The organism is Shimia sp. MMG029 (assembly GCF_027947445.1).
GTDB lineage: Bacteria > Pseudomonadota > Alphaproteobacteria > Rhodobacterales > Rhodobacteraceae > Shimia.
This window is the reverse complement of record NZ_JAQJIM010000010.1, coordinates 13,695-38,063: the sequence shown is the minus strand read 5'-3', so window position 1 is coordinate 38,063 and position 24,369 is coordinate 13,695. Positions and strand designations below refer to the sequence as shown.

General features: G+C 56.6%; 20 protein-coding genes. 17 read left to right on the top strand and 3 right to left on the bottom strand.

Annotation, left to right across the window (positions count from 1 at the left end; genetic code table 11):
- Nucleotides 1-63 precede the first annotated feature (63 nt).
- From PJL69_RS18320 to PJL69_RS18290, 7 genes are all read left to right on the top strand, one after another.
- Nucleotides 64-1,113 (top strand): ester cyclase, encoded by a 1,050-nt coding sequence (locus tag PJL69_RS18320; RefSeq protein ID WP_271310965.1) that lies wholly within the window; start codon nucleotides 64-66, stop codon nucleotides 1,111-1,113.
- On the top strand, nucleotides 1,113-1,877 hold the full coding sequence (locus tag PJL69_RS18315) for an SDR family NAD(P)-dependent oxidoreductase (RefSeq protein WP_271310964.1): 765 nt from the start codon (nucleotides 1,113-1,115) through the stop codon (nucleotides 1,875-1,877). Before PJL69_RS18320 ends, PJL69_RS18315 begins: the two co-directional genes overlap by 1 nt.
- Nucleotides 1,874-2,920, top strand: a complete 1,047-nt coding sequence (locus PJL69_RS18310) for a LacI family DNA-binding transcriptional regulator (protein WP_271311031.1) — start codon at nucleotides 1,874-1,876, stop codon at nucleotides 2,918-2,920. Before PJL69_RS18315 ends, PJL69_RS18310 begins: the two co-directional genes overlap by 4 nt.
- Nucleotides 2,920-3,909, top strand: coding sequence for a nuclear transport factor 2 family protein (locus PJL69_RS18305; RefSeq protein ID WP_271310963.1), 990 nt, complete (start codon nucleotides 2,920-2,922; stop codon nucleotides 3,907-3,909). Before PJL69_RS18310 ends, PJL69_RS18305 begins: the two co-directional genes overlap by 1 nt.
- A gap of 165 nt (nucleotides 3,910-4,074) precedes the next feature.
- Entirely contained in the window at nucleotides 4,075-5,034 is a 960-nt protein-coding gene (locus PJL69_RS18300; protein WP_271310962.1) for a cupin, read from the top strand.
- Between the two features lie 162 nt (nucleotides 5,035-5,196).
- Complete coding sequence (locus PJL69_RS18295; protein ID WP_271310961.1) at nucleotides 5,197-5,892, top strand: alpha/beta fold hydrolase; 696 nt, start codon at nucleotides 5,197-5,199, stop codon at nucleotides 5,890-5,892.
- Entirely contained in the window at nucleotides 5,889-6,584 is a 696-nt protein-coding gene (locus tag PJL69_RS18290; RefSeq protein WP_271310960.1) for an RraA family protein, read from the top strand. Before PJL69_RS18295 ends, PJL69_RS18290 begins: the two co-directional genes overlap by 4 nt.
- A gap of 427 nt (nucleotides 6,585-7,011) precedes the next feature.
- Here the strand turns inward: PJL69_RS18290 and PJL69_RS18285 are convergent, their stop codons facing one another.
- Nucleotides 7,012-7,923: a LysR substrate-binding domain-containing protein gene (locus PJL69_RS18285; RefSeq protein WP_271310959.1), complete on the bottom strand. Its 912-nt coding sequence runs from the start codon at nucleotides 7,921-7,923 to the stop codon at nucleotides 7,012-7,014.
- Between the two features lie 114 nt (nucleotides 7,924-8,037).
- On the opposite strand from PJL69_RS18285, the gene PJL69_RS18280 reads away from it, so the two are divergent.
- The 9 genes from PJL69_RS18280 to PJL69_RS18240 all read left to right on the top strand — a co-directional run bounded on the left by PJL69_RS18280 (nucleotide 8,038) and on the right by PJL69_RS18240 (nucleotide 18,515).
- On the top strand, nucleotides 8,038-9,066 hold the full coding sequence (locus PJL69_RS18280; protein WP_271310958.1) for an ABC transporter substrate-binding protein: 1,029 nt from the start codon (nucleotides 8,038-8,040) through the stop codon (nucleotides 9,064-9,066).
- Between the two features lie 76 nt (nucleotides 9,067-9,142).
- Nucleotides 9,143-10,186 carry an ABC transporter ATP-binding protein gene (locus PJL69_RS18275; protein ID WP_271310957.1) on the top strand — a complete coding sequence of 348 codons (1,044 nt, stop codon included), beginning with the start codon at nucleotides 9,143-9,145 and terminating at the stop codon, nucleotides 10,184-10,186.
- Nucleotides 10,186-11,046 carry an ABC transporter permease gene (locus PJL69_RS18270; protein ID WP_209100765.1) on the top strand — a complete coding sequence of 287 codons (861 nt, stop codon included), beginning with the start codon at nucleotides 10,186-10,188 and terminating at the stop codon, nucleotides 11,044-11,046. The genes PJL69_RS18275 and PJL69_RS18270 overlap by 1 nt, the downstream gene beginning before the upstream one ends.
- 12 nt (nucleotides 11,047-11,058) lie before the next feature.
- Nucleotides 11,059-11,853 carry an ABC transporter permease gene (locus tag PJL69_RS18265; RefSeq protein ID WP_271310956.1) on the top strand — a complete coding sequence of 265 codons (795 nt, stop codon included), beginning with the start codon at nucleotides 11,059-11,061 and terminating at the stop codon, nucleotides 11,851-11,853.
- Nucleotides 11,854-11,856: 3 nt separating this feature from the next.
- Complete coding sequence (locus tag PJL69_RS18260) at nucleotides 11,857-12,948, top strand: NAD(P)/FAD-dependent oxidoreductase (RefSeq protein WP_271310955.1); 1,092 nt, start codon at nucleotides 11,857-11,859, stop codon at nucleotides 12,946-12,948.
- Nucleotides 12,941-13,243 (top strand): (2Fe-2S)-binding protein, encoded by a 303-nt coding sequence (locus tag PJL69_RS18255; protein WP_271310954.1) that lies wholly within the window; start codon nucleotides 12,941-12,943, stop codon nucleotides 13,241-13,243. The genes PJL69_RS18260 and PJL69_RS18255 overlap by 8 nt, the downstream gene beginning before the upstream one ends.
- On the top strand, nucleotides 13,240-14,631 hold the full coding sequence (locus tag PJL69_RS18250) for an FAD/NAD(P)-dependent oxidoreductase (RefSeq protein WP_271310953.1): 1,392 nt from the start codon (nucleotides 13,240-13,242) through the stop codon (nucleotides 14,629-14,631). Before PJL69_RS18255 ends, PJL69_RS18250 begins: the two co-directional genes overlap by 4 nt.
- A 12-nt stretch (nucleotides 14,632-14,643) precedes the next feature.
- Nucleotides 14,644-14,988, top strand: coding sequence for a RidA family protein (locus tag PJL69_RS18245; RefSeq protein ID WP_271310952.1), 345 nt, complete (start codon nucleotides 14,644-14,646; stop codon nucleotides 14,986-14,988).
- A gap of 1,013 nt (nucleotides 14,989-16,001) precedes the next feature.
- A complete protein-coding gene (locus PJL69_RS18240) occupies nucleotides 16,002-18,515 on the top strand; it encodes a Hint domain-containing protein (RefSeq protein ID WP_271310951.1) in 2,514 nt (837 codons plus the stop codon).
- Between the two features lie 108 nt (nucleotides 18,516-18,623).
- Here the strand turns inward: PJL69_RS18240 and PJL69_RS18235 are convergent, their stop codons facing one another.
- Nucleotides 18,624-19,502 carry a LysR family transcriptional regulator gene (locus PJL69_RS18235; protein WP_271310950.1) on the bottom strand — a complete coding sequence of 293 codons (879 nt, stop codon included), beginning with the start codon at nucleotides 19,500-19,502 and terminating at the stop codon, nucleotides 18,624-18,626.
- Between the two features lie 92 nt (nucleotides 19,503-19,594).
- Between PJL69_RS18235 and PJL69_RS18230 the strand changes: the two genes are divergently transcribed.
- Nucleotides 19,595-20,674, top strand: coding sequence for an L-dopachrome tautomerase-related protein (locus tag PJL69_RS18230; RefSeq protein ID WP_271310949.1), 1,080 nt, complete (start codon nucleotides 19,595-19,597; stop codon nucleotides 20,672-20,674).
- 473 nt (nucleotides 20,675-21,147) lie between these two features.
- On the opposite strand, the gene PJL69_RS18220 is transcribed toward PJL69_RS18230, so the two are convergent.
- A complete protein-coding gene (locus PJL69_RS18220; protein WP_271310948.1) occupies nucleotides 21,148-24,318 on the bottom strand; it encodes a hypothetical protein in 3,171 nt (1,056 codons plus the stop codon).
- Between the last annotated feature and the right edge of the window lie 51 nt (nucleotides 24,319-24,369).

The following is a 24,369-nucleotide window of genomic DNA, read 5'->3' as shown; positions in this document are numbered from 1 at the left end:
GGTGATGTCGGGACTGAGGGGCCAGCCCCTCAGACTCCCCGGGATATTTTGAGCAAGAGGAAAATGGACAGACACACCCAGCATAAGGCAGCGATCAAGTCGTTTCGTGAGGCGACCTATGATTTTGAGGCGGCTGCGGTGCAGGGCGCCCTAGCTCAGCTCTGCGCGCCGGATGTGGAGGTCCACCTCTGCCATCCGTTTGGGGATCTGATCGGGCCGCAGGCGCTTTATGAAAGCGCCTATGCGCCGCTCTTTGCGGCGGTGCCCGATCTGGAACGGCGTGATTTTGTTGTCATGGCGGGCGCAGATGCTTTCGGACATGACTGGGTTGGCTGCGGCGGTCACTACACTGGGGTGTTTGCCGCCCCATGGCTTGATATCCCGCCCACCGGCCATCAGATCGCCATGCGCTACCACGAGTTTTTCCGGTTTGAAGACGGCAAAGTGGTGGAGATACAGGCGATCTGGGACATCCCCGAGGTGATGATGCAGGCCGGTGTGTGGCCCATGGCCCCCTCTCTGGGGCGCGAATGGCGTGTGCCTGGCCCCGCCACATGTGATGGCATTGTGCCGGGACCCTATGATGCAGACAAAAGCGCGCAAAGCTGCCAGCTGATCCTCGACATGCTGGAAGCTTTGGTGAAACACCCCAAAGACCCTGACCCGCGTGTGATGGAGCTCGACCGCTTCTGGCATCCCCGCATGAGCTGGTATGGCCCGGCGGGCATCGGCACCGCCCGCGGCACTGCGGGCTTTCGCAACTGGCACCAGATACCTTTCCTCAAAGCCATGCCCGATCGCGGCCAGCATGAGGAGGAAATCACCCATCATTTCTTTGGCGACGGCCAATATGCAGCCGTCACCGGCTGGCCCAATATGATGCAAAGCCTCAGCGCAGACGGCTGGATGGGGATTGCCCCCTCCGGCAAAAAGATCAGCCTGCGCAGCCTCGATTTCTGGCGCGTGGAAGGCGGCAAGATTCGCGAGAACTGGGTGCTTGTCGATCTGCTCGACATCTACCGACAGTTGGGTGTTGATGTCTTTGCCCGCTTGCGGGAATTCAACAAAGCGCGCAGCCTTGCGCGCCTGACACTACCTGATGGAAGAACCTGATGACCCAACTGCCCCGCACCCCGTCCTTTTCCCTTGCTGGCAAGACCGCGCTTGTCACCGGAGCCTCATCCGGCATCGGTCAGGGCTGCGCAGTGGCGTTGGCTGAGGCAGGCGCGCGTGTGGTGTGCGCCGCACGCGGGGTCGAGAAACTGCAAGCCACTGTGGAGGCCATGAAAGACGCCGGCATGCACGCAGAGGCCCTGTCGCTGGATCAAGGCGATCTGTCCGCACTTGAGCCGATCATGGCCACGCGCAGCTTTGATGTGGTGGTCAATTCCGCCGGTCTCGCACGTCACGGGCCAGCACTGGAAACCACTCCAGAAGACTATGACGCTGCAATGGGCCTCAACCTGCGCTCTGCATACTTCCTGTCAGCCTATGCTGCCCAAGCGATGATCGCGGCAGGCAAACCCGGCTCCATCATTCACATTTCAAGTCAAATGGGCCACGTGGGCGGTGTTGACCGCGCGGTCTATTGCGCCTCCAAACATGGGCTCGAGGGCATGGTCAAAGCCATGGCCATCGAATGGGGGCAGGCCAAAATACGCATCAACACCGTCTGCCCAACCTTCATCCGCACACCACTCACGCAATCGACCTTTGACAACCCGGACCGCGCCGCCTGGATCAAAGAGAAAATCAAACTTGGGCGCATTGGTGAAGTGGAGGACATTATGGGCGCTGTCCTCTACCTCGCCACCGACGCATCTGCACTTGTGACGGGCACGTCCATGCTGATTGACGGCGGCTGGACGGCAGACTGATGGCGGAGAAAGTCACATCCCTGCAAGTGGCGGAGCGTGCTGGTGTCAGCCAATCCGCAGTCAGCCGCGTCTTCACCCCCGGCGCTTCGGTGAGTCAGAAAACCGTGGACAAAGTACGCAAGGCGGCTGAGGAGCTAGGCTACCGCCCAAATGTGCTCGCCCGCGCCATGGTCTCCGGCAAAAGCCGCATCATTGGCCTCGTTGTGGCCTATCTGGACAATTACTTTTACCCCGAAACGTTGGAAATCCTGTCCAACGCGCTGCAGGAAAAAGGCTACCATGTGCTGGTTTTCATGGCCTCGCACACCGCAGGCCCCATTGATGATGTGGTACAGGAAATTCTTGACTATCAAGTGGATGGCATTGTCACCGCCTCTGTCGCCATGTCCTCGAAACTGTCACAGAAGTGCATTCAGGCCAATGTGCCAGTGGTCCATTTCAACCGGTTTGAAAAATCTCAGGGTGTCAGCTCCGTAACCTCAGACAATTTCGCTGGCGGGCGTGAACTCGCGCAGTTTCTCGTTGCTGGTGGGCACCAGAAAATCGCTTATATCGCCGGTTGGGAAGGCGCCTCTACACAAGCCGACCGAGAGGCGGGCTTCCGCGCCGGCCTGGAAGAGTTAGGCCAAAGCCTCTTTGCCCGCGGCTGTGGCGATTTTGACACCGACCACGCCCGCGCCGCCGCCAATGCCATGTTCAACGTGCCCGCCAAAGACCGCCCCGACGCGGTGTTTGTCGCCAATGACCATATGGCTTTCGCTGTGATGGACGAGCTGCGCTACAGCCTTGACCTCAAGATCCCAGAGGATGTCTCGGTAGTGGGATTTGACGATGTGCCCCCTGCCGCGTGGCGGGCCTATGATCTCACCACCATGCGCCAGCGCGCCAATCTGATGGTCGCTGAAACCGTAGATGCTTTGCTCGCTCACATCGAAAACCCCACCACCGCAGCGCCTCGCCAGATCGCCATCACGGCCCCATTGATCGTGCGCAGCTCTGCCCGCCTGCCTGTCAAATGGCCCCAAGAAGAAGGACAAGGATAATGCACGGCTTTTCCAATAAGTTCACAGACTTTCCGCACTACATCATCGGCATCACCAAAGAGATTTGGGAAGATCGCGGTCTCTCAACGCTGCATGAATACTATGCGCCGGATGTGGCCGTGCGCATGCCCGGTTTCGTGGCGCGCGGCAATGAAGGCGTGATTGGCGCCACCATGGCAACGCTCGCAGAATTTCCTGACCGCACCCTGCTGGGCGAAGATGTGATCTGGTCCGGCACCCCAGAGGAGGGCATGCTCTCCAGCCACCGCATTACGTCGACCGCGACCCATCTGGGCGATGGCATGTTTGGCAAGGCCACCGGCAGTAAGCTCACCTATCGAATTCTGGCCGATTGCCATGCCAAGAACAACGCCATCGACGATGAATGGCTGGTGCGCGACAACGGTGCTGTGGTGCGCCAGCTGGGCTGGGACCCTAAAGACTTTGCCCGCGATCTGATCGCGCGTGAAGGCGGGCCAGAGGCCTGTGTCAAACCGCTGACGCCTGCCAATGACATTGACGGCCCCTACAAAGGCACCGGCAACGAAAATGAATGGGGCCAGCGCCACACCGACCTGCTGACCGCCATGATGGATGCCGACATGGCGGCGATCAAACGCAATTATGATCGCGCCGTGCAAACGGAGTATCCGGGTGGCGCCACTGGCCACAGCTTTGATCCGGTCGAGCGTTTCTGGATGTCGCTGCGCGCCTCCATGCCGTCCGCCACATTCACCATTCACCACCAGATCGGCCGCGACGATCCCAACATGCCGCCCCGCTCCGCGATCCGCTGGAGCCTGCATGGCAAACACGACGGCTGGGGCGCGCTTGGCGCACCCACAGGGGCCGATCTCTATGTGCTCGGCATCAGCCATGCGGAATGGGGCGAGCTGATTGGCGGCGACATCCGCCTGCGCCGCGAATGGACCCTGTTTGACGAAACCGCCGTCTGGAAACAGATCCTGCTGCACACCGGCGAGCTGTAAGGCGCGTTTGGTGCAGGCCCAAAACTCATATCTCAACGCCTCACAAGCGGCGCGGCGCTTTCATGCACACCGCGCCTCTTTGCGTGCCCGGCGTTTGAACAACCGTCCTCCCGGACAGGAAATGTGAACCCCCTCACATTTCAACCAATCCAAAGGAGACACATCATGAGCACCATCCAATCCCGCATCGTCCGCTACGGCGAGCTGCAACCCTGCAAAACCGCTTTCATCGACGCCCACACACCAGGCTCTGATCAGAAAGAGAACTTCACCATCGTCGGTGGCGGCGTGTCGGAATCCCCCGATCAGCATGTCCACATCACCGACAAGATCGGCTTCAACATCGGCGCTGCAGGCCAGCCGCCCAAATGCCGCAACTCCCTGCACAGCCACACCACCGCCGAAGTCTTCTTTGTGGCCAAAGGCCGCTGGCGCTTCTTCTGGGGCCGCTATGGCACCGCCGGTGAATTCATCGCCGAAGAAGGCGACATCTTCAACATTCCCACCGGCATCTTCCGCGGCTTTGAAAACGTCGGTCAGGACTACGGCATGATCATGTCGATCCTTGGTGGCGACGATGCGGGCGGCGGCGTCACATGGGCCCCGCAGGTGATCGAGGACGCGCAGGCCCACGGTCTGATGCTGGGTGACAATGGCGTGCTCTATGACAGCAAGAAAGGTCAGGAGCTGCCCCACAATGTGCGCGCAATGCCCTTGCTCACCGAAGAAGAGCTGAAAGCCTACCCCGAAGTGCCGGTTGAAGATGTGGTTGGCAAATACGTCGCCCGTTATTGGGATCTGATGGCGCTGGGATCAAAGAAACCCGCCAAGGTGATTGGCGAGGACGCCATGATCAAAGACAAGCCCGGCTTTGAGGTGGATTTCCTCACCCGGGGCTCTGCTGTAACTGAGCAGGTCAAAACCGATCAGCCCGTGGTGCTGATGCCCGCCAGCGGCCACTGGCGCATCAAGATTGATGACGTGGAGGTCACCCTGTCAGCCGGGGACACCGCCGTGGCCATGCCTGGCGAAAGCTACAGCGCCGCGCCGTCCATGACCGGCCAGGCGGGTCTCTACCGCATCACCGCCACCAACGATCCCGCCGGGGCGACGTGGAAAGGTTAATAAGAGTCCCTGCGCGGCGCAACGGTCGCCGCGCAACAGCCGCAAAAGTTAACCGCGAGATGCCGAAAATGACACCTCCGCAATACAGACAGGCGGGTTTGGCACGATGCGCAAGTGGTTAACGCGCCGCCCTCACCGCGCGCTTCAGAAGGACCGTCAACAATGACACCCATCGTTTTCCTGCCCGGCATGATGTGTGACGCCCGGCTTTTTGCCCCACAAATTGCCGCGCTCTCGGCGCGCCATATGGTGTCGGTTGCGCCCATTGGCGGCTTCGCCGCCATGACCGAACTGGCACAGGACGTGTTGCAAAATGCGCCACCCCGCTTCGCGCTTGCAGGCCTCAGCATGGGCGGCATTCTCGCCATGGAAGTGGCCCGTTTAGCGCCGGAACGCATCACCGGTCTGGCTCTGATGGACACCAATCCGCTCGCCGAATTGGACGATGTAAAAGCCAAACGCGGCCCCCAGATGGAGATGGCGCAAAACGGCCAGATGCGCGCTGTGATGCGTGAGCAGATGATCCCGAATTATCTGGCCGAAGGATCAGATGCGGCAACGCTGGAGCCTCTGTGTGAAGACATGGCCGAAGCGCTTGGAAGTGACGTTTTTATCAAACAATCCATCGCCTTACGTGATCGCCCGGATCAAACTGAAACCCTGAAATCCTACAGCGCGCCTTCTCTGGTACTATGTGGCGAGCAAGATCGCCTCTGCCCTGTGGCGCGCCATGAGCTTATGCACGATCTGCTGCCCAACAGCACACTTACGGTGCTGCCAGATGCGGGCCATCTCCCCACATTGGAGCAGCCCCAAGCCACCACAGCAGCGCTCACAACATGGTTGGAAACCCTATGACCCCTTCCCTGCTCAAACTTCTGCAATCTGTCGACACACCGACCGTCTGTAACGCCATTGAGGTTGCGCAAGGCAAACGGGGCTTTGCCCAATTTACCCGCGGCACGATGCTTTGCTCCGCGCCAGAAGACGGCGCCATGGTCGGTTATGCACGCACCGCCAAAATCGCCGCGCAGGAGCCCTCACAAGAGGCCCCCGACGTGATCCGCGCCCGCCGCATGGCCTATTACAAACACATGTCAGAAGGCCCCTCTCCCCGTGTCACCGTGGTCGAAGATCTCGACTACCCCAACGCCGTTGGTGCATTTTGGGGAGAGATAAACACCACTGTTCACAAGGGCTTAGGTGTTTGCGGCGCGCTCACCAACGGGGTCATGCGCGACCTTGGAGATCTGCCTGAGGGCTTCCCGGTGGTGGCAGGGTCCATCGGCCCCAGCCACGCCTTTGTGCACGTGCGCGAGGTGGGCACCCCGGTTGAGGTCTTTGGCATGATGGTGCAGGACGGCGATCTGATCCACGCCGACCGCCACGGCGCACTGGTCATTCCCGAAGATGTCGTCCCCATGCTGGAAGCCGCCATCGTCAAGCTGCTTGAAACCGAAAAACTGGTTCTGGTGCCCGCCCGCAAGGAAGGCTTTGATTTTGAACAGTTTGAGGCGGCCTGGCAGGCCTTTGAAGCGGCCCGCACCTAGCCACAACAGATCTAGAAAGCCGATGCAGAATGCTTGCGGTAGCGTCGCAGGTTTTTCACTGGTTGTGAAAAAACACTCATCGAGCGCAACTATACTGCAAGTTTCGCGACTTTCTGGTACCCTGCCTCGCCAATTTGACCGAATGGAACCTTGGGGACCATAAAAAGCCACTTTGCTCCATTAGAGCATGGTAATCCTTCGTCAACACCATGGCAAAACTGCCTGAGATGCGAGACCTCGCCGTCGAAAGCTTCGAGTAATCAGCGGTTTGAAAGTGACGACCCAATGACCATTAAGGTGCCAACACCTAGCAAAACTCTGCTTCTAAACCATCGGTCAGATTACGCAGCCTCACGCACTTTCTCGTTCTGGGCATATAGCTGGGCAATGCCATTTACCGCAAACTCAAAGGGCTCGCAAAAACTACCTATCTCGTCGTTTCCACGAGACGCTGATAGAGCCGTTCTTTGGTGATCTTCGCAAACGCCTCGCAAATCTGAGATTGCGGACGATGGCGTGGAAACAACATCTGGTAAGCGTAGCTGACCGATGGTTCAAACGGGCGTGCGACAACAAGGTTCAAGCGCGTGAGATAATGCGCCGTGATCGGATCAATGATGGAAATTCCGGAGCCGCTCGCAACCAAATGCCCTGCAGCAAAAGACAACTGCGTCTCCGCTTGCAATCTACGTTCGACATTTGCCGCCTTAAAAATGGCATCGATCTGTTGGCGAATGGCATAGTTCAACCCCAGTGATATGAACGACTCCCCCTCCATGTCCCTAGGTGCAAGAGCCTCGCGCTCCGCAAGCCGGTGACCAATTGGCAAAACCGCAACCATCGGCGCTTCGCACAAAGTTTCGGACGCCACCGCCGGATGGGATACACTGCGTTCCGCAAATCCAAGTTCGAATTGCTGAGAGGCAATGCATTGCAGCACTTTCTGAGAGCTATGGATCTGCAAAGCGACGGAAATATCCGGGCGATCCACGCAAAACTCAGAAATCACATCAGGCAGGAACTCAAGCGCCAGAGCAGGCAAACCAGCAATATGCAAGGCCCCCCGCCGGAAGGTGCCGATTTCACGCGCGGCTTCGGCGATGGTCGCCAGGCCAATGAACGAGCGATCCACCTCTTCAAAGAGCGCGACAGCCTCTGAGGTTGGAGTCAGACGTTTCTTCTGACGGATAAAAAGCGGGTAGCCAATTTGATGCTCCAGATCCGAGAGCAGACGGCTTGCCGCAGGCTGAGTGACATGAATGCGCCGGGCAGCCTCTGTGACGCTGCTTGTTTCCATCATGGCGCGAAAGGCCTCAAGCTGACGATGATTGAGTTTCACGATGCCTTCCATAGTTCATAATATTTCGGCATGAATAGCATGAATATTTGAATTTGAAATATGTTATTTATCATCGCTAAAAGGGACGCAATCAAAACGCCTAGGGAGGACCAAATGCGTTCCACACTCATTGCGGCAAGTGCGCTGGCCATTTCGGCTGGGCTGGCACATGCGGAAGATAAAACCCTGTATCTCGCGGCTTACGGTGGCTCAACCGAGACTCTGTTCAAGGAAGTTATCATTCCCGCTTGGCAGGAAAAGTCCGGTGCCAAGGTGGTTTATGTACCCGGCAACTCCACCGATACGCTGGCAAAACTGCGCGCACAGGAAAGCGCTCAGGAAATCGACATCGCTTTCATCGATGATGGCCCAATGACACAGGCGATCAACTTCGGGTACTGCGACACCGTAGACGAAGCGACATTTGGCAATCTCTATGACGCATCCCGCATGCCCGACAACAAAGCGGTAGGCGTTGGCATCGTGGCAACAGGTCTGGCTTATAACGCAGAGATGTTTGAAAAAAATGGCTGGGAGGCTCCAACCTCTTGGGCAGATCTGGCGGACCCAAAATATAAAGGCAAAGTTGCCATTCCGCCGATTACCAATGGCTATGGCCTGCACGCGCTGATCATGGCGGCCAAGCTGAATGGCGGTGGTGAAACCGACATCGAACCTGGCTTTGAGATGTTCCAGGACAAGATCGACGACAACGTACTGGTCTATGAGCCTTCTTCCGGCAAAATGTCCGAACTGTTTCAAAACGGTGAGATTGCCATGTCTGTCTGGGGCTCTGGACGTCTGAAATCGTTGGCCGATACCGGCTTCCCGGGCGCGTTTGCCTACCCGAAAGAAGGCGCCGTCAACCTGTTGATCGCAGCCTGCCCTGTGGTGGATTCCGATGTACCGGAGCTGTCTCAGGACTTCCTGAAGTTCATCACCTCTGCTGAAATGCAGAAGTATTTTGCAACCGAAAAAGGCTGGGGTCCGGTGAACAAGAATGTCGCGCTGACAGAGGAGCAGATTGGTGCTCTGCCTGTGGGCCCGGATCGTGTCGACACGCTGGTGAACATTGACTACACCGTGGTCAACGAACAGCGCGGCGCGTGGACCCAGAAATGGACCCGTCAAATCGAGCGTTGAACGCTTCTCATGTCATGAAATGCAAAGACGCGGGGCTGAAAACCCGCGTCTTTCTTAGCCTCTAGGGACCGCGTGGATGTCTTTCCTCAGCCTCAAGAACCTCAACAAACAGTTTGGCGATTTCACCGCCGTGCGCGATATGACACTTTCCATCGAAAAGGGGGAATTCGTGTCACTGCTCGGTCCCTCGGGCTGTGGCAAAACTACAACCTTGCAGATGATTGCCGGTTTGCTGGAACCCACATCTGGACAGATCCTTCTGGATGGCCGCGATATTTCACATACGCCCCCCAACAAACGCGGGCTCGGCATTGTGTTTCAGTCCTATGCGCTGTTCCCGCATATGTCAGCGCTGGACAATGTCGCCTTTGGTTTGGAAATGCGCGGCGTCGGGAAAGCGGAACGGCAGGATCGCGCCCGCAAGGCGCTTGAGCAGGTCAAACTGGGCCAGTTCATGCATCGGTTTCCAAAGGAAATGTCCGGTGGTCAACGCCAGAGGGTTGCGTTGGCACGTGCGCTGGTGATCGAACCGCCTGTGCTGTTGCTTGATGAGCCACTGTCCAATCTGGACGCCAAGCTGCGTGAGGACATGCGCTTGGAACTGCGTCTATTGCAGCAGGAAATTGGTGTCACCACCATTTTGGTCACCCATGATCAGGAAGAGGCACTTTCGATGTCTGACCGCATCGTAGTGATGAAAGAAGGCGAGATGGAGCAGATCGCAGCGCCGCTAGATCTCTATGAACGCCCGGTCAGCCCATTTGTGTCCGACTTTGTGGGCAAAACCAATCTGTTCAATGCTGAAATCATTGACGCAGATCACGTGAAGGTTGCCGAACACATCCTGCTGCTGCCCGGCCACGGCATGGTAACCGGGGCCTCAATGCAGCTCTCAATCCGACCTGAAAAATTCACGCTCAGCCCTGAAGGTGATGGCGATGAAGTGCAGGTCGAAGCAGCGATTTTCCACGGTGCCAACTGGCTTTATCGTGTACGCGGCGCCATGGGCGAGTTGTTTATCACCCAGCCCAACACAGGTGCGCCAGGCTTTGCTCGCGGACAAACCGCTCGACTGACCTGGCCGGATGGCGCGTTGTCTATGTTTGCGGAGGCCTCATAATGGCCAGCTCTGCCAACAAAGCCGCATGGGCCATGACGGCTCCCGGCGTGATCTTCTTTGCCGCCCTGCTTGGCGCGCCGATGATCATGACCTTTCTGTTGAGCCTGCATGCCTATGATTTCAACGCAGGTGTGTTACCGGATTGGACATTGGCGAATTATGCGGACGTGCTGGGCGACAGCTACTTTCACAAGATCTTCCTGCGCACCTTTGGATTGGCTGCCCTGGTCACAGTGATCTGTGTTCTGATCGGTGCACCAGAAGCCTATGTTCTGTCACGCCTGCAAAATCCATGGAAATCCATATTCCTGCTCGTGGTGCTGGGACCACTGCTGATCTCAGTCGTTGTACGCACGCTGGGCTGGGCGCTGTTCTTTGGCGGCAATGGTATTCTAACCATGGTGGCCCAAGGGCTGGGCTTCAGCGATGAGCCTGTCAGCCTGATGTTCACCTTCACCGGCATGACCATCGCGCTGGTACATGTTCTGGTGCCATTCATGGTGATTTCTGTCTGGGCATCGCTGCAAAAGATTGATCCGCAATCTGAGGACGCGGCTTGGACCCTTGGGGCCTCTAAGTTGACCGTGCTGCGTCGGATCACCCTGCCGCAGGCCATGCCCGGTATTCTGTCTGGGTCGATCATTGTTTTCGCCCTGACCGCCAGCGCTTTTGCCACACCAGCCATCATCGGTGGCCGCCGGATGAAAGTTGTGGCCACAGCAGCCTATGACGAATACCTCAGCACTTTGAACTGGCCTTTGGGCGCCACCATTGCGGTACTGTTGCTGGTGGCAAATGTGGTGATCATCGTCAGCTATAACAAATTGGTGGAACGCCGTTTCGCCAAGGTCTTTGAGTGAGGAGCACACGACATGCAACGTCTTGGCCCTATTGCCCTGATCTTTCACGCGCTGTTTGTCGCGTTCATCATGGCCCCCCTGTTGATGGTGATTGCCGTGTCTTTCACCGACAAAGGCTACCTGTCCCTGCCCACTGACGGTCTGTCGCTGCGCTGGTTCTATGCAATCCTTGACAACCCCGACTTCATTTCGGCCTTTTGGGTCTCTGTCTGGTTGGGTCTGTTGTCAGCCAGCATTGCAGTTGCCATGGCCGTGCCCGCAGCGCTGGCCATTGCTCGGCGCAAATTTCCGGGTCGTGACGCGATTTCGGCCTTTCTACTTTCACCGCTGATGATCCCGCATCTGGTGCTGGGCGTGGCCTTTCTGCAGTTTTACTCAAAGATCGGTATGGGCGGTAGCTTTGCCGGACTGACCGCGGCTCATGTGGTCCTGGTCATGCCCTATGCGCTGCGGCTGGCACTGGCTTCGGCCACCGGCTTGCCGCAGGACGCCGAGCAGGCGGCAATGACACTGGGTGCGTCAAAGTTCACGGTGTTTCGGCGCATCACTCTGCCGTTGATCCTGCCCGGCGTGGCAGGCGGCTGGATCCTGTCCTTTATCACCAGTTTTGACGAACTCACCATGAGCGTCTTTGTAGCCTCTCCCGCGACGCAAACCCTGCCGGTGCGTATGTATCACCACATCGCGCAGACGATTGACCCGCTGATTGCCTCGGTCTCCACCGTGCTGATCGTGCTGACCTTCCTGCTGATGCTGGTTCTGGATCGCCTCTATGGGCTCGACAAAATCTTTGTGGGCAAAGGATAAACCATGACAACGCTAGTGATTGGCGGCGGCGTTGTTGGAATGTCGGTTGCCTATGGGCTACTGAAACAGGGCGCCCGTGTCATTGTCATTGATGGCAGCGACACGGATGCGCGGGCCTCGCGCGGGAACTTTGGATTGGTCTGGATCCAGGGCAAAGGCGCCAAGGCCCCGCACTACGCCGCATGGTCGCGCAGCTCCGCCAAACTGTGGCAGGGATTTGCGCAGGATCTCAAAGAGGTCACGGGCATTGATATCTCCTTCAGCCAAATCGGTGGGGTGGAGTATTTCACCAATGCAGATGAGTTGCAGCAGGACGCCGCTGATCTGCAAGGTTTGCGCGACCACTTCAAGGGCGACTATCCCTTCGAAGTACTGGAACACAGCCGCCTCAAGCAGCTTGTGCCAGAAATCGGCCCCAAAGTAGTCGGCGGCATTCACTCCCCCATGGACGGGCATGTGAACCCTTTGCTACTGCTGCGCGCCTTGTCAGCAGCGGTGCAACAAATGGGCGGGCGGCTACAGACAGGGGCTAAAGTCACGGAAATCGCGGGAGCTGATCGAGCTTACACAGTCACACTCGAGACCGGGGAACGCATTGAAGGGGACGCTTTGGTGCTCGCGGCCGGCCTCGGCTCTGCGGATTATGGCGCAGATTTGGGGTTTGAAGCCCCTGTACGCCCACAACAAGGGCAGGTTCTGATCACAGAGAAGCTGCCTTTCTTCCTGAAATACCCGTCTGGCCGGATCCGGCAGGTGAACGAGGGAGGTGTTCAAATCGGGGCCTCAAAGGCAGAGACCGGTGCAGACACCACCGACCTGCCCACCCTGCAGGAATTGGCGCGCTACGCGATAGATGTTTTTCCAATGCTGGAGCATGTGCAATTGGTACGCAGCTGGGCCGCTTTAAGGGTTATGTCGCCAGATGGGCTGCCTATCTACCAACGTTCCGCCAAATACGCAGGCGCGCATTTTGTGACCTGTCACAGTGGCATCACGCTCGCTGCAGCGCACGCAGGGCTGTTGCCGGACTGGATTCAGGATCGCAATACTGCGCCCGATCTTTCTTTGTTCAGTGAAAGCAGGTTCAATGTTTGATCCCCTTGAGCCAGAGAGCACAGATCAAGTGCAATTCCACTTCGAAGACCGCAGGCTTTCTGCGCCGCGCGGTGCCACTGTGGCGTCGGCCCTGTTGGGTGCAGGCATCACGGCCTTTCGCGAAACACCTGTTTCTGGCGCGGCGCGGGGACCCTTTTGTCTGATGGGGGCGTGCTATGATTGCCTTGTCTCGATCAACGGCGTCACGGTTCAGGCCTGTATGACACCGATTGAGGAGGGTTTGCAGGTTTGCCGCGTGCAACCCCGTCTGACAGAAAACGAGGACAAAGCATGACGGTCGCATTTGACATTGCCATTCTGGGGGCGGGCCCCGCCGGAATGGCTGCAGCCGCGCGGGCCACGCAGCTGGGGGCGTCGGTTGTGGTGTTGGACGAACAGCCCAGCCCTGGCGGTCAGATCTATCGCAATGTAGATCATGCCAGCGCAACGCAACACCGTATTCTCGGCCCAGACTACAGCCACGGACGCAGCCTAACGCAAGCCTTGCGGAAAAGTGGCGCCGTCCACTGCGCTGGCGCGACTGTCTGGGATGTGAGCAGTGATGGGCTTGTGACCTATTCAAAAGGTTGCCAGCCCGCACAGATCCGTGCAAGGCATCTGATACTGGCTACAGGCGCAACCGAACGCCCTATGCCGCTGCCCGGCTGGACTCTCCCGGGCGTGATGACCGCCGGCGCCGCACAAATCTTGTTGAAATCCGGTGCTCTTGTGGCACGCGACCCGGTGCTGATCGGCTCGGGCCCTCTGCTCTATCTGCTGGCAGCCCAGATGATCGCAGCCGGACGCAAGCCACGCGCCATGGTCGAAACCCAAAGCCGCAGTGACATGTGGGCCGCCCGCCATGATTTGCCGGGCGCGCTGCGCGGCTGGCGCTATCTGGCAAAGGGCGCAGGCCTTTTGACGAAAATCATGGCAGCAGGCATCCCCCGCTATACCGCCGCGCGCGAGATAACACTTGAAGGCGCGGATGCCTTGACGTCTGTACGGTTTACGTCTCGCGGCAAACCCCATGAGATCACGACTAAAACCGCCCTGCTACATCATGGCGTGGTGCCCAATACACAGATCAGTCGCGCCCTGAGATTAGAACATGCCTACGACCAATCACAGCGCTGTTTTGTGCCGCAGGTTGATGGGCTTTGTCTCTCTTCAGAGCCAAATATCAGCATCGCCGGAGATGGCGCCGGCATTGGGGGCGCGAAAGTGGCGGCGCTCTCCGGTGAGATTGCCGCTTTTGGCGCCGCATCCCGGTTGGGTTTAATCACACCGCAAACGCAACAGGCAGGTGTGGCACCGCTGCAGCGGAAGCGGCAACACGAGCTGCACGCACGCCCGTTTCTGGACCGCGCCTATCCACCTGCGGCACAAAGCCTGTCACCAGCGGACAGCACACTCATTTGTCGCTGCGAAGAAGTTACCGCCGGAGACATCCGCCGCTTTGCCAAGCTGGGCTGCAAAGGGCCAAATCAGGCCAAGGCCTTTGGCCGCGCAGGGATGGGTCCTTGTCAGGGGCGGTTTTGTGGTTTGACCGTAACGGAGCTTTTGGCTCAGGAAACCGGACAAAGCCAGGATGACACTGGCGCGTTACGTATTCGCGCGCCCCTCAAACCCGTAACATTGGGAGAGTTGGCAGCGTATGACGCCAACAGCCAAGAAACTTAAAAGGACAACATCATGATCGAACGCCTGCATACCGGCCAACGGATGAGTAAGATCGTCAAGCATAACGGCACCGTCTATCTGTGCGGTCAGGTCGGCAATGCCAACGACAGCGTGGCGGAGCAAACCGCCGAATGCCTGCGCCGGGTCGATACGCTTTTGAAAGAAGCGGGATCCTCTCGTGCGCAGATTCTACAAGCCATCGTCTGGGTTGCAGACATGTCAGATTTTGCCGAGATGAACGCTGTCTGGGACGCCTGGGTGCCAGAGGGTCACGCCCCTACCCGCGCCTGCGGCGAAGCCAAGCTGGCCCGCCCGGAACTGAAGGTTGAAGTAATCGTCACCGCAGCCTACGACTGATTGCGCATTCTGCTGTGAAAGAGATTGCCAGAGCAATTTTCCTGCTTGTGATTGCTTGGCAAATGGACTTCAAATTCGCCGGAGCATTGGCTGTGGTGGTAATGGGACTGGGCACAGCCGCACTCATCTCGTGGCATTATCGAGCATTTCGATCAGGAGGCTCACGTTGCGAGCCTCAGGCTCCGTCACCACCATCGCATCTGCCTTTCCAGCATTGCAAATTTTTGGTGGAACGCTGATCGTTTTGTTCAGCTTGGGCCTGCTGGGTATACGATTGTTGAGCGCCCCGGCACGCAGAACCGCCACTCCCCGCAGCATTTTTTGGCCCAAGATTTTGTCGCTACGTTTGGCGTATCACGCCAAAGCCCGATACGCCTCGAAGGTGATCAATGACTTTGTCACCTTACTCGCTTTGACCCTTCATAGTAAGACAGACGCAAGGCGCATTACTTTATCTCATGTCCAAACTGCCGATTTCGAGATAGGTGAGTTAGCGCTATGAGCGGGCTAAAAAGTGCACTGGCTTGAGCAAATTTTTCCAGAGCACCTTAGTCGCTTAGCCACACCAGTTTCCCGCTCCAAGACTTGCCAGCGTCTGATTTAACTTCGGTACGCGGTGGTGTCCGCGGTTTCAAGAGTGGCGTAAAAATTGACATTGGCTTCGACTGGCACTGTGTTCGTAACAGGCTCACGCAGAGCGCGGCTGCTCATCCAATCCTTTCAAGCGAGAGTTTCAGCTTGTAGTGTTTCAGTATTTCGTCAAAGGCTGCTGCGGAGAACGGTTCCTCCCTTAGCACTATTTCGTCATCTAAATGACGTCACAGCCAACGCGCTAACCACCTTTCACGGATCCTTCTTGTCAGCTTGGTGAGATCCACTGTCGCACCAAATGAGATAGGCGCGTTTTTAGAAAAATTTTTCCCAAAGAAACGCACAACCTGATGGCGAACCAATTGATTGTTTACCCATGCTCCTTACGCACTCTCTAGACGAAGGACTTAGAGGTAACGCGCATGACACGAGGCCTACTCGTTTCCCTGAATGACAAAGGTGTGCTTGCGACAGGGAACCAGGTTTCCACGACATTGGCCGACTTTGACTCCATCGGGATCATTCACGGCGGCGACGGCACCGTAAACTGGAATTTTATCATCAACGCGGGTGATAGCGAGATCACCAATCAGTCAGCTTTGGTCGACTACCATATCGGCAGCGACGGAAACATCTATGCGGTGAGCAACTTCTTCAGCATGGTGCATGAAATCACGCATGCATCGGTTCAATATGGTCCTCCTCACGCTATAGATGGGACAGCAGGTTCTGACCACATCGACACGTCATATGTCGACGCCCATGGGGATCAAACTGACAGCGCAACCAGCACTTTTCTTGACGATCAAGATGTGGTCCAGGCAGGAGAAGGCGCAGACACTGTTTTGTCTGGCGATGGCGCAGACACTGTCTACGGTGATGGCGGCGACGACTCTATCCAGTCTGGCGCAGGAGATGACTCCGTTCTCGGCGGTTCAGGCGCAGATACACTTGTAGGCAGCGCGGGCCACGATGTGATAGAAGGCGGAGCCGGCAACGACAAACTGGTAGGAGACGGCCCCGTCGAATACATTCAAAATGGCACCTTCTCCAATACAACTGCGGCAGACAACCCCGCTAGCTGGCAAGTCAGCGAATCTGACTCGTCGCAAGTCAAAATCGTGGATGGTCAGCTTCTCTTTAACACCAATGGCAGCTTTAACGGCGGCAAGGTGTTTCAAACCATTTCAGGCATCCCAGCGGGAGAAACAGTCACAATCAGTTTCGAAAAATACGACATCGGCGAATCGGACTTCGGTCACCTTTTTATTCGCCTAAATGTTTCTGACGAGAACACCACGATCATCGACGAGATGACGCTATCGACAGGCGCGCACAGCTTCAGCTTCGTGTCCGCCGGCGTCGACTACAAGATAACACTTCATGACGCTTCGGTTGGCATAATTGATGCTGTAGATCTGGCAATCGATAATCTGAGTGTGTCTGTAGACGCCGCGCCCGGGAATGACACGCTGGATGGTGGTACCGGCGACGATCACATAGACGGCGGTGGGGGTGCAGACCTCCTCATTGGCGGCGACGGCCGGGACACCCTAAACGGCGGCGATGGCAACGACATCATCAACACCTTCGATGGCAACGCAGGATTTGAAGCCGGAGGAGATCGGGCCTTTAACGCTGACACTGTTGACGCCGGCGCAGGAGATGATGTCATCTATGGCGGTTTTGGCATCGGTGAAAGCATCGATGGTGGAACAGGCAATGACACCTTTAGCCTGCAAAACCTAGGGCCCAGCTCCGCGACAAATTTTGATCTGCAGGCGGGCAGCTACACACTCAAGACAGGCGGACATGGCACACTCGACGGCATCGAGAATGTCAGCGGCACTTTTGGCAATGATACAATCGCCGGCGACAGCGCAGACAATAGCTTGCACGGGGGCGGTGCGAATGGCGACGGGAATGACAAGCTCGACGGACGCGGCGGTAACGATAAGCTGACAGGGGGCGTTGGGAGCGACACGCTGACGGGAGGCGTTGGTAACGACACACTCAGCGGTGGCTCAGGATCGGACACTTTCGTCCTTCAGGATGGTTCTGGCCATGATGTGATTGTTGATTTTGACACCGTCGATGACGACGGCGATGGCCTCACCAATGATCAACTTGACGTCTCGCAGATGTCAGATCAGCTCGGGGGGCCAATAAAAGCCAAAAGCGTTACAGTCACAGACGACGGCAATGGCAATGCCAAGCTCACATTTGCCAACGGCGAAACGGTGATCCTGCGCGGCGTTGCCCCCTCGCAAGTGGATAGTGTTGCCGAAAAAATCTCTATTGGCATTCCATGTTTCGCCAAAGGCACCCGCATTAGAACACTGCGCGGAGAGGTGCCAATTGAAACACTGCGCGTGGGGGATCTGGTCATGACAAGGGACCATGGCGCGCAGCCTATCAAATGGATTGGTTCGACGCATCTGGATGCCACGCAACTGGCGCGCCATCCCAACCTGCGCCCCATTCGACTGCCCGCGGGCTATATCGGCAATCACAGCCCGCTTTTTGTTTCACCGCAACACTGCTTGGTGATGAAGGGCACAAACGGCAAGGCAAGCGAAGTGTTCGTGCGTGCGCGTCATCTCGCCTTGGCAAAGGGGCCAGCCCGCGTCGCCCAAGGGCGCCGCAAAGAGACCTACTACCACATGCTGTTCGCACAGCAGGAAGTGGTCTACAGCAATGGTGCGCTAAGTGAGAGCTTCTATCCCGGCCCGCTGGCCAGAGCAATGCTGTCGGCGCAAAGCTTGGCAGAACTTCAATGCGCAATCCCAGCGCTCTGCGACCACCCTGTTGAGCGCAGCTACGGCCCCAGAGCGCGACAGCTCATATCCAAAAAAGACCTCTTTGCGCACCTCAAAAGCGCAGCAGTAAAACGCGAGCCGCACAAACGGGACACCTTGCTCGTCAATGCAGCCTGAGCACAATACCAATGAGCATTTCGGACATGGTTCGAATTCCGGCGCTATCACCGTTTCTAAACCCAGCGGCGAACGATTTCGGCCTCAGACGAGCTTCGACTGGCGCACTTACTGAAATAGACTTGTCACAAAGTCCCCAAATAGCTCGGTTTTCTTAGCGGATCTGGCCTCTGGTGGATAAACAAACCATATCGGCGCATCTGGCCTCCAAAGAGAACCCGGCGCCACCTCTACCAAGCGACCGTCAGCCAACTCATCTTTTATCGCCAAACGAGATTTTACCGCCAATCCGATCCCCCCAACGACAGCATCGGTTAACGTGTCTGAGTTTGATACCAAGACACTCGCGCGCACAGTTGCGTCCCGACGGCGCTTCTTTGCATCCGAAAATGCAATCCGGGTCTGCCAGGGTAAACATGCCCACGGCAGATCGACTATCTCGGAAGTGTTCTTAGGAGTGCTGTGTCGCGTCAGAAACGATGGTGCTGCGCAGATGATGCGATCATTGTCCGATAGCTTTTTCGCGACCAATGCGCTGTCAGTCAGTTGGCCGACACGAATGGCACAGTCCATACCTTCTGCAGACAATGAAACAAAGCGATCGACGGCAAGAAACTCAAACGTCACTTTCGGGTGCTCGCGTTGCAACCCTGGAAGCGCTGGCAAAACAAAGCGAGACAAAATCCAAGGGGACATCGTCACCCGCAGGTGACCTGTCAGTTGTGCAGAACGGCTTCCAGCGTCGCGCTCAGCTTGTGCCAAATCTGCCAATATTGACCGGGTGCGATCAAAGAAAACCTGTCCTTCATCAGTCAGCTTCATCGTACGGCTGTTGCGATGGAACAATGTCAGCTTGAGCGCACGTTCCAGCTTTGACAATCTGTGGCTTGCGGTGGCCGGGGATACCGCCACGCGCATTGCACCGGCTGTAACCCCCTGTGCTTCTGCAATAGCCACGAATGTTCTCAGATCTTCGATGGAATACATTCGAAATTCTTAAATGATGGTTTCGCGTTTTGCCCCATTCATATAACAGGCTCGATTGATTTACTCCATAGCCAGGCAATGGAGGAGAAATCATGAAACATTTGTTGGGCGCAGCCAGTATGATGGCAGTTCTTGCCACACCTGTCGTCGCAGAAAATCTCGAGACCTATCTGGAGTTTCCCAAACACACCCCTCCGGGCAATTTGGCAATTGGGCCAGATGGTCGGATGTTCATGTCAGTTCACGAATTTTATGGGCCCGAACTGCGTGTTGTAGAGGTGATGCCTGATGGATCAACCAAAGCTTACCCCACTGAGGACTGGGCGCGCGCGCCCACCGATGACGGCGATGGTTTGCGTGGTGTCTTGGGCTTGCGCGCCGATCGTGAGGGGATTTTGTGGATGCTCGACGGCCAAGGCGAAGGTCAAACCGGCCGGGTTGTTGGCTGGAACACAAATACAGAAGAACTGCATGCGATCTACTATGTAGGTCAGCCTGCTGCGCGTCCGTTCTCTTTCCTCAATGACCTCGCTGTGGATCGCGAACATGAGGCGATCTACATCTCAGATACAGCAAACCATGTGGAGTCCGCGATCATCGTAATTGATCTCAGAACAGGTCGCGCTCGGCGTGTTCTGGAAGGTAGCAAGTTTACCAAAGCCGAAGACACACCGATGATCATCGACGGCAAAGAAGTTCTATTGGGCGGCAATCCCGCCAAGATCGGCATCAACCCAATCTCTGTGGATCCAACAAACACGTGGGTGTATTTCGCCCCCATGACGGGGAGCGCGATGTATCGCATTCGGACGACAGACCTGCTGAACGAAACACTCAGCGATCCTGATCTCGAGGCGCGCGTTCAGCGCTATGGCGACAAGGTGATCTCGGATGGCTCAACCGTTGACGCCGCCGGGAATGTTTACATCACTGCAATGACCGACAACGCCATTGGCGTGACCAAGCCCGATGGCACTTATGAAGTGCTGTTTCAGTCCGACGAAGATCTGCCCTGGCCTGACGGATTCTCAATGGGAGTGGATGGCTACGTTTATGCCACCATAAACGAGCTGCACCGCTCTCCAGTGCTGAATGGCGGCGAGGACGCCTCGATTGGCACCTATCGCATTGTGCGTTTTCCTGCTCTAGGCGCAGCGGTTAACGGGAGATAGATACGCAACATGTATCGCCAGGCTGTTGACCAGATTGCGAATTGCATCAAGGCGACACGCTCACAGCCCACAGTTAAATGGCACTTGGATGAGGTGGTTAGGGTGATCCGCGGCGTGAAACACTGGCTTTGGTGCGCCGTGGGTAGAAACGGAGAAACCAGTGCGAACACGTTGAAAGGCACGGGCTGCGCAGTGATCGTGCTGCCTTGCCCAAGTTTGCTTAGAACATCGATCCCGCGCTGCGACAGCATCTTTCAAACTTCTCGCAGACTCCGATTGAAGCGAACACAAAGCCACACCCTAAGCACGATGATCTGAGGTAAACCGGCGGCGCTTGCACGTGATCGACAATGTCTTCGTTGGCGCTGGCATTTCAGAAGCTATGGAAAATCACCCAAGCAACACCGCCGGTCATATTGTCTTGGATCCTCAAAGCGATGAAAGGAGCGGACCCCGCTCCTTTCAACTTTGATTTAGGCGAGTGTATCGAAACCGAGAGCGCTCAGTTGCACCATCAACTCGCTTGCGTCATCCAATATTGGGTTGTTTGGACTCGCCGCAAAATTGTCGCGTGTCAGGTCTTCGGCCTGCAATCCACTGAGCGTTGTGATGTTTCCACCGTTGTTTAAAACTTCGATTTCCAATGCACCATCTACCTCTCTAATTGCGATCTGATCGTCGTTTAGAGAATTAAAATCGAACATGTCTTCGGAAGGGTCAAAGCCTTCTATCGTGGTTCTTGTCCCCCAGTTCCAATCGATTTCGATGGTGTCAGCACCGGAGCCTAGAACTGTGTCAGAGCCAGTGGATGTTCCAGAAGACCCCGTGTCGGAACCGCTGTCTGGAGTGGTGTTGTCACCAGATCCATCTGTGTCCGTGCTCCCCTGATTGTTGCTGCTCCCGGTCATATCGCCATCGCGCGTTTGGTAGCCATCGGTTGTGGCACCGGCTGGCGCTGCTGGGGTCAACAGAACCGTACGATCGACCAGCGTCACATCATTCTGATCAAAACCAAATGGTGTCTCCAGATTGTCTTCCATCACCTGATCGAAGTGAAACTCTACCAGCCCCGGAATCAGGTCTGCTTTGCTTACACCGGTAAAGGTAAAACTCTGACCACTGGGCAGGGACGAGATAACCAAACCAGCGTCGCTGTCCTCTACGCTGAGCCGCTCACGTGTGCCAAAGTAGAGAAAGCTAATCTTCATGGATGCGGGATCGAAATTTTCGATGGTTTCTGCACGACCATATTCATGGCTGCGAATGTAGATTGTGTCCGCTTCGCGTGGGCCCACGTTTTGCTCCCAAGAGATCACACCTCCCATGTCCTGACGGAAGTGTTCGTTGCCAACGATACCGAAGCTGTCGATGGACACGTCCTGATACGTCACGCCTTGCACAATTTGCGCGGCATCGGACCATGGGCTGTCGATGACGATTTCGCCAGCAAGAGATTTGGTCACAATCATCCCATGTACCGAAGTGCCGCCAAAATCGAGTTGATCTACGGAGGGGGCAAAGTCGGTGATATCGTCGGCGTTGCTATCAGCACGGAAAACGCGCCCGCCTGCATCAGTGCTGCCTGTGACTTCAGCAGGATTTGAGCCATCCGCGTCATAACTCAGCGTGTAGCCTTCTGTGCCCTCCGGTGTCGAAATATCTGTGCCAAGCACGCTGGCAATTTCATTGAGGACTGTTTGATTGTCAGCTGAGAAATTGGCGATGGTGAGATCTTCAAGACCGAACCCGGTCAGCACGGTTTGCGTTGTGATACCTCCTTGGGTGATGGCCACGCGCACGGTTTGTCCCAACGCGTCACCGGATTCCTCGAAGATTTCAAAATCTGCCGCCGCGACATTCGCTGATATCTCGATCACATCTCCCATACGCGGCATGAAACCGTCGATAACCTGCGCCGGAGTGTCATAGCCGATGGTAACGTGCATATGTGTGTGACCGCTGTGACCACCGTCGCCTCCGTCGCTGTCACCTGTCCCATCGCCATGGCCGCTGCCACCGTGGGCATCGTCTTGCCCAGTGTCACCTCCGCCGATGAGTGACGCCAATTCATCGCGTGCGGTGGCGTCAAGTGCATGGATGTTGGCTGCATTCAGCATGCTGAGCGTGACGCCTTGAAGGGTCAGTGTTTGGTTATTTGACGGAACAGAGATCACCACAGAGCCGCTTTCCTCAGTCACGTCCAGCGCATCTGCACCGATCCAGTCGAAGAAGAGTGTGTCGCTTTGAGGATCAAAATCGCTGACGATCAGGTTGGAGCCATAAGCCCATGTGACAACCACGTCGGCACTGGATTTGGTGATTTCTGGATTGTCGAAATCGGCGCCTGATCCGCTGGGCGTCGGAGTTTGGGGACCATCACCATTGCCTTCTTGGCCAGAGCTGCCACCATCGCCATCGCCATCGCCATCGCCATCGCCATTGCCCGCCCCATCACTTGAGCCATCAGACCCATCGCCCGAAGAGTTGTCTGATCCGCCACTGTTGTCGTTGTCGTCTACTCCGTCCGTTGAGCCATCATTTGAGTTGCCATCGCTGCCCCCCACCATGCTCAGGATTTCAGTGGCCGCTGTGGCATCCAGAATGGTGAAATTGGCTCGCGTCAGTTCAGACAAAGTCACCCCAACAAGGGTGAGCGACTGTAGGTTTGACGGCACAGAGAAAACGACGGAGCCGTTCGTCTCTGTGATCTCTAGATCGGCAGCGGAAATCCAATCCACAAAGATCGTGCCTGTCGCAGGATCAAAATCTGAGATCTGCGTATCCGCACCGTAAGACCAGGTGAGCACAACATCGGCGCTGTTTTTGTCCACGCCGGCTGTGCCTGTGCCGGTCGCGGCGCTATCGCCACCGTCGCCGCCTGATCCGGTGTCATTACCAGGGGATCCGCCTGGAGAGCCGAGCCCTTCGTCACCTGTTTTGCGATCTTCAAAGAAAGCGATCATGTCTTCGACGGATGCCGCGTCATATCCACCGAATTGGTCGATGTATTGCAGAATAGATGTACCGTATTCATCTGTGGACACAGCACCGCTTTGCAGCAGATTGAGTGTGCCGTAGGCCCCGCGCAAATGTGCCGCTGCCAGGATCCCAGTCAGGGTTAGTTCCACCGTGACTGTGCTGCCGCTTCCATCGGTGTATGTTGTCGTCTGACCGATAAAATCGTCCAAGCTTTGTCCTGCGTTTTCCAGCCCATTCTGGATGATTTGCAGGTTAAGGCCAAAGGCCTCCTGAATGGCGACAGTTTGCGCGTCTTTGGTCATGAAGTCTTCCAGCGAGGTTACCCCGTTCTTGCCGGTCCAATCTCCATCCCATGTGTTGGTTGATGCGCCGTTTCCGTAGAATTGATCATCGTCGTAATAGCCCAGATCAATCAACAGAGCTTCGCCGAACTGAAACCCGACAAAGCCGAGAGAGTTGGTAGAGCGATAGGCCATGGCTTCCCATTCACCGTCGCTTAGATCGCCCCAGCTGGTATAGTCTGGGAAGAAATCTGTGACTGGACCTCCGGCCCAGCTGTCTAGCTGCCAGTCCTGAATGACGCCGGTTTCATATCGATCTCTGTCCCAACCAGACTCAAACGCCAGTAACGCAGATAAGAAGTCGTCGAAGGTTCCGTTTGACATAGATTACGTGTCCTTGTTCCTGAGTGTATTTGCGACGATTTAAGGTCGCGC

Excerpts from the sequence above, each read along its gene's own strand:
- PJL69_RS18320 (WP_271310965.1), top strand. The coding sequence starts at position 64 with ATGGACAGACACACCCAGCATAAGGCAGCGATCAAGTCGTTTCGTGAG.
- PJL69_RS18315 (WP_271310964.1), top strand. The coding sequence starts at position 1,113 with ATGACCCAACTGCCCCGCACCCCGTCCTTTTCCCTTGCTGGCAAGACC.
- PJL69_RS18305 (WP_271310963.1), top strand. The coding sequence starts at position 2,920 with ATGCACGGCTTTTCCAATAAGTTCACAGACTTTCCGCACTACATCATC.
- PJL69_RS18300 (WP_271310962.1), top strand. The coding sequence starts at position 4,075 with ATGAGCACCATCCAATCCCGCATCGTCCGCTACGGCGAGCTGCAACCC.
- PJL69_RS18295 (WP_271310961.1), top strand. The coding sequence starts at position 5,197 with ATGACACCCATCGTTTTCCTGCCCGGCATGATGTGTGACGCCCGGCTT.
- PJL69_RS18290 (WP_271310960.1), top strand. The coding sequence starts at position 5,889 with ATGACCCCTTCCCTGCTCAAACTTCTGCAATCTGTCGACACACCGACC.
- PJL69_RS18280 (WP_271310958.1), top strand. The coding sequence starts at position 8,038 with ATGCGTTCCACACTCATTGCGGCAAGTGCGCTGGCCATTTCGGCTGGG.
- PJL69_RS18275 (WP_271310957.1), top strand. The coding sequence starts at position 9,143 with ATGTCTTTCCTCAGCCTCAAGAACCTCAACAAACAGTTTGGCGATTTC.
- PJL69_RS18270 (WP_209100765.1), top strand. The coding sequence starts at position 10,186 with ATGGCCAGCTCTGCCAACAAAGCCGCATGGGCCATGACGGCTCCCGGC.
- PJL69_RS18265 (WP_271310956.1), top strand. The coding sequence starts at position 11,059 with ATGCAACGTCTTGGCCCTATTGCCCTGATCTTTCACGCGCTGTTTGTC.
- PJL69_RS18260 (WP_271310955.1), top strand. The coding sequence starts at position 11,857 with ATGACAACGCTAGTGATTGGCGGCGGCGTTGTTGGAATGTCGGTTGCC.
- PJL69_RS18255 (WP_271310954.1), top strand. The coding sequence starts at position 12,941 with ATGTTTGATCCCCTTGAGCCAGAGAGCACAGATCAAGTGCAATTCCAC.
- PJL69_RS18250 (WP_271310953.1), top strand. The coding sequence starts at position 13,240 with ATGACGGTCGCATTTGACATTGCCATTCTGGGGGCGGGCCCCGCCGGA.
- PJL69_RS18245 (WP_271310952.1), top strand. The coding sequence starts at position 14,644 with ATGATCGAACGCCTGCATACCGGCCAACGGATGAGTAAGATCGTCAAG.
- PJL69_RS18240 (WP_271310951.1), top strand. The coding sequence starts at position 16,002 with ATGACACGAGGCCTACTCGTTTCCCTGAATGACAAAGGTGTGCTTGCG.
- PJL69_RS18235 (WP_271310950.1), bottom strand. The coding sequence starts at position 19,502 with ATGTATTCCATCGAAGATCTGAGAACATTCGTGGCTATTGCAGAAGCA.
- PJL69_RS18230 (WP_271310949.1), top strand. The coding sequence starts at position 19,595 with ATGAAACATTTGTTGGGCGCAGCCAGTATGATGGCAGTTCTTGCCACA.
- PJL69_RS18220 (WP_271310948.1), bottom strand. The coding sequence starts at position 24,318 with ATGTCAAACGGAACCTTCGACGACTTCTTATCTGCGTTACTGGCGTTT.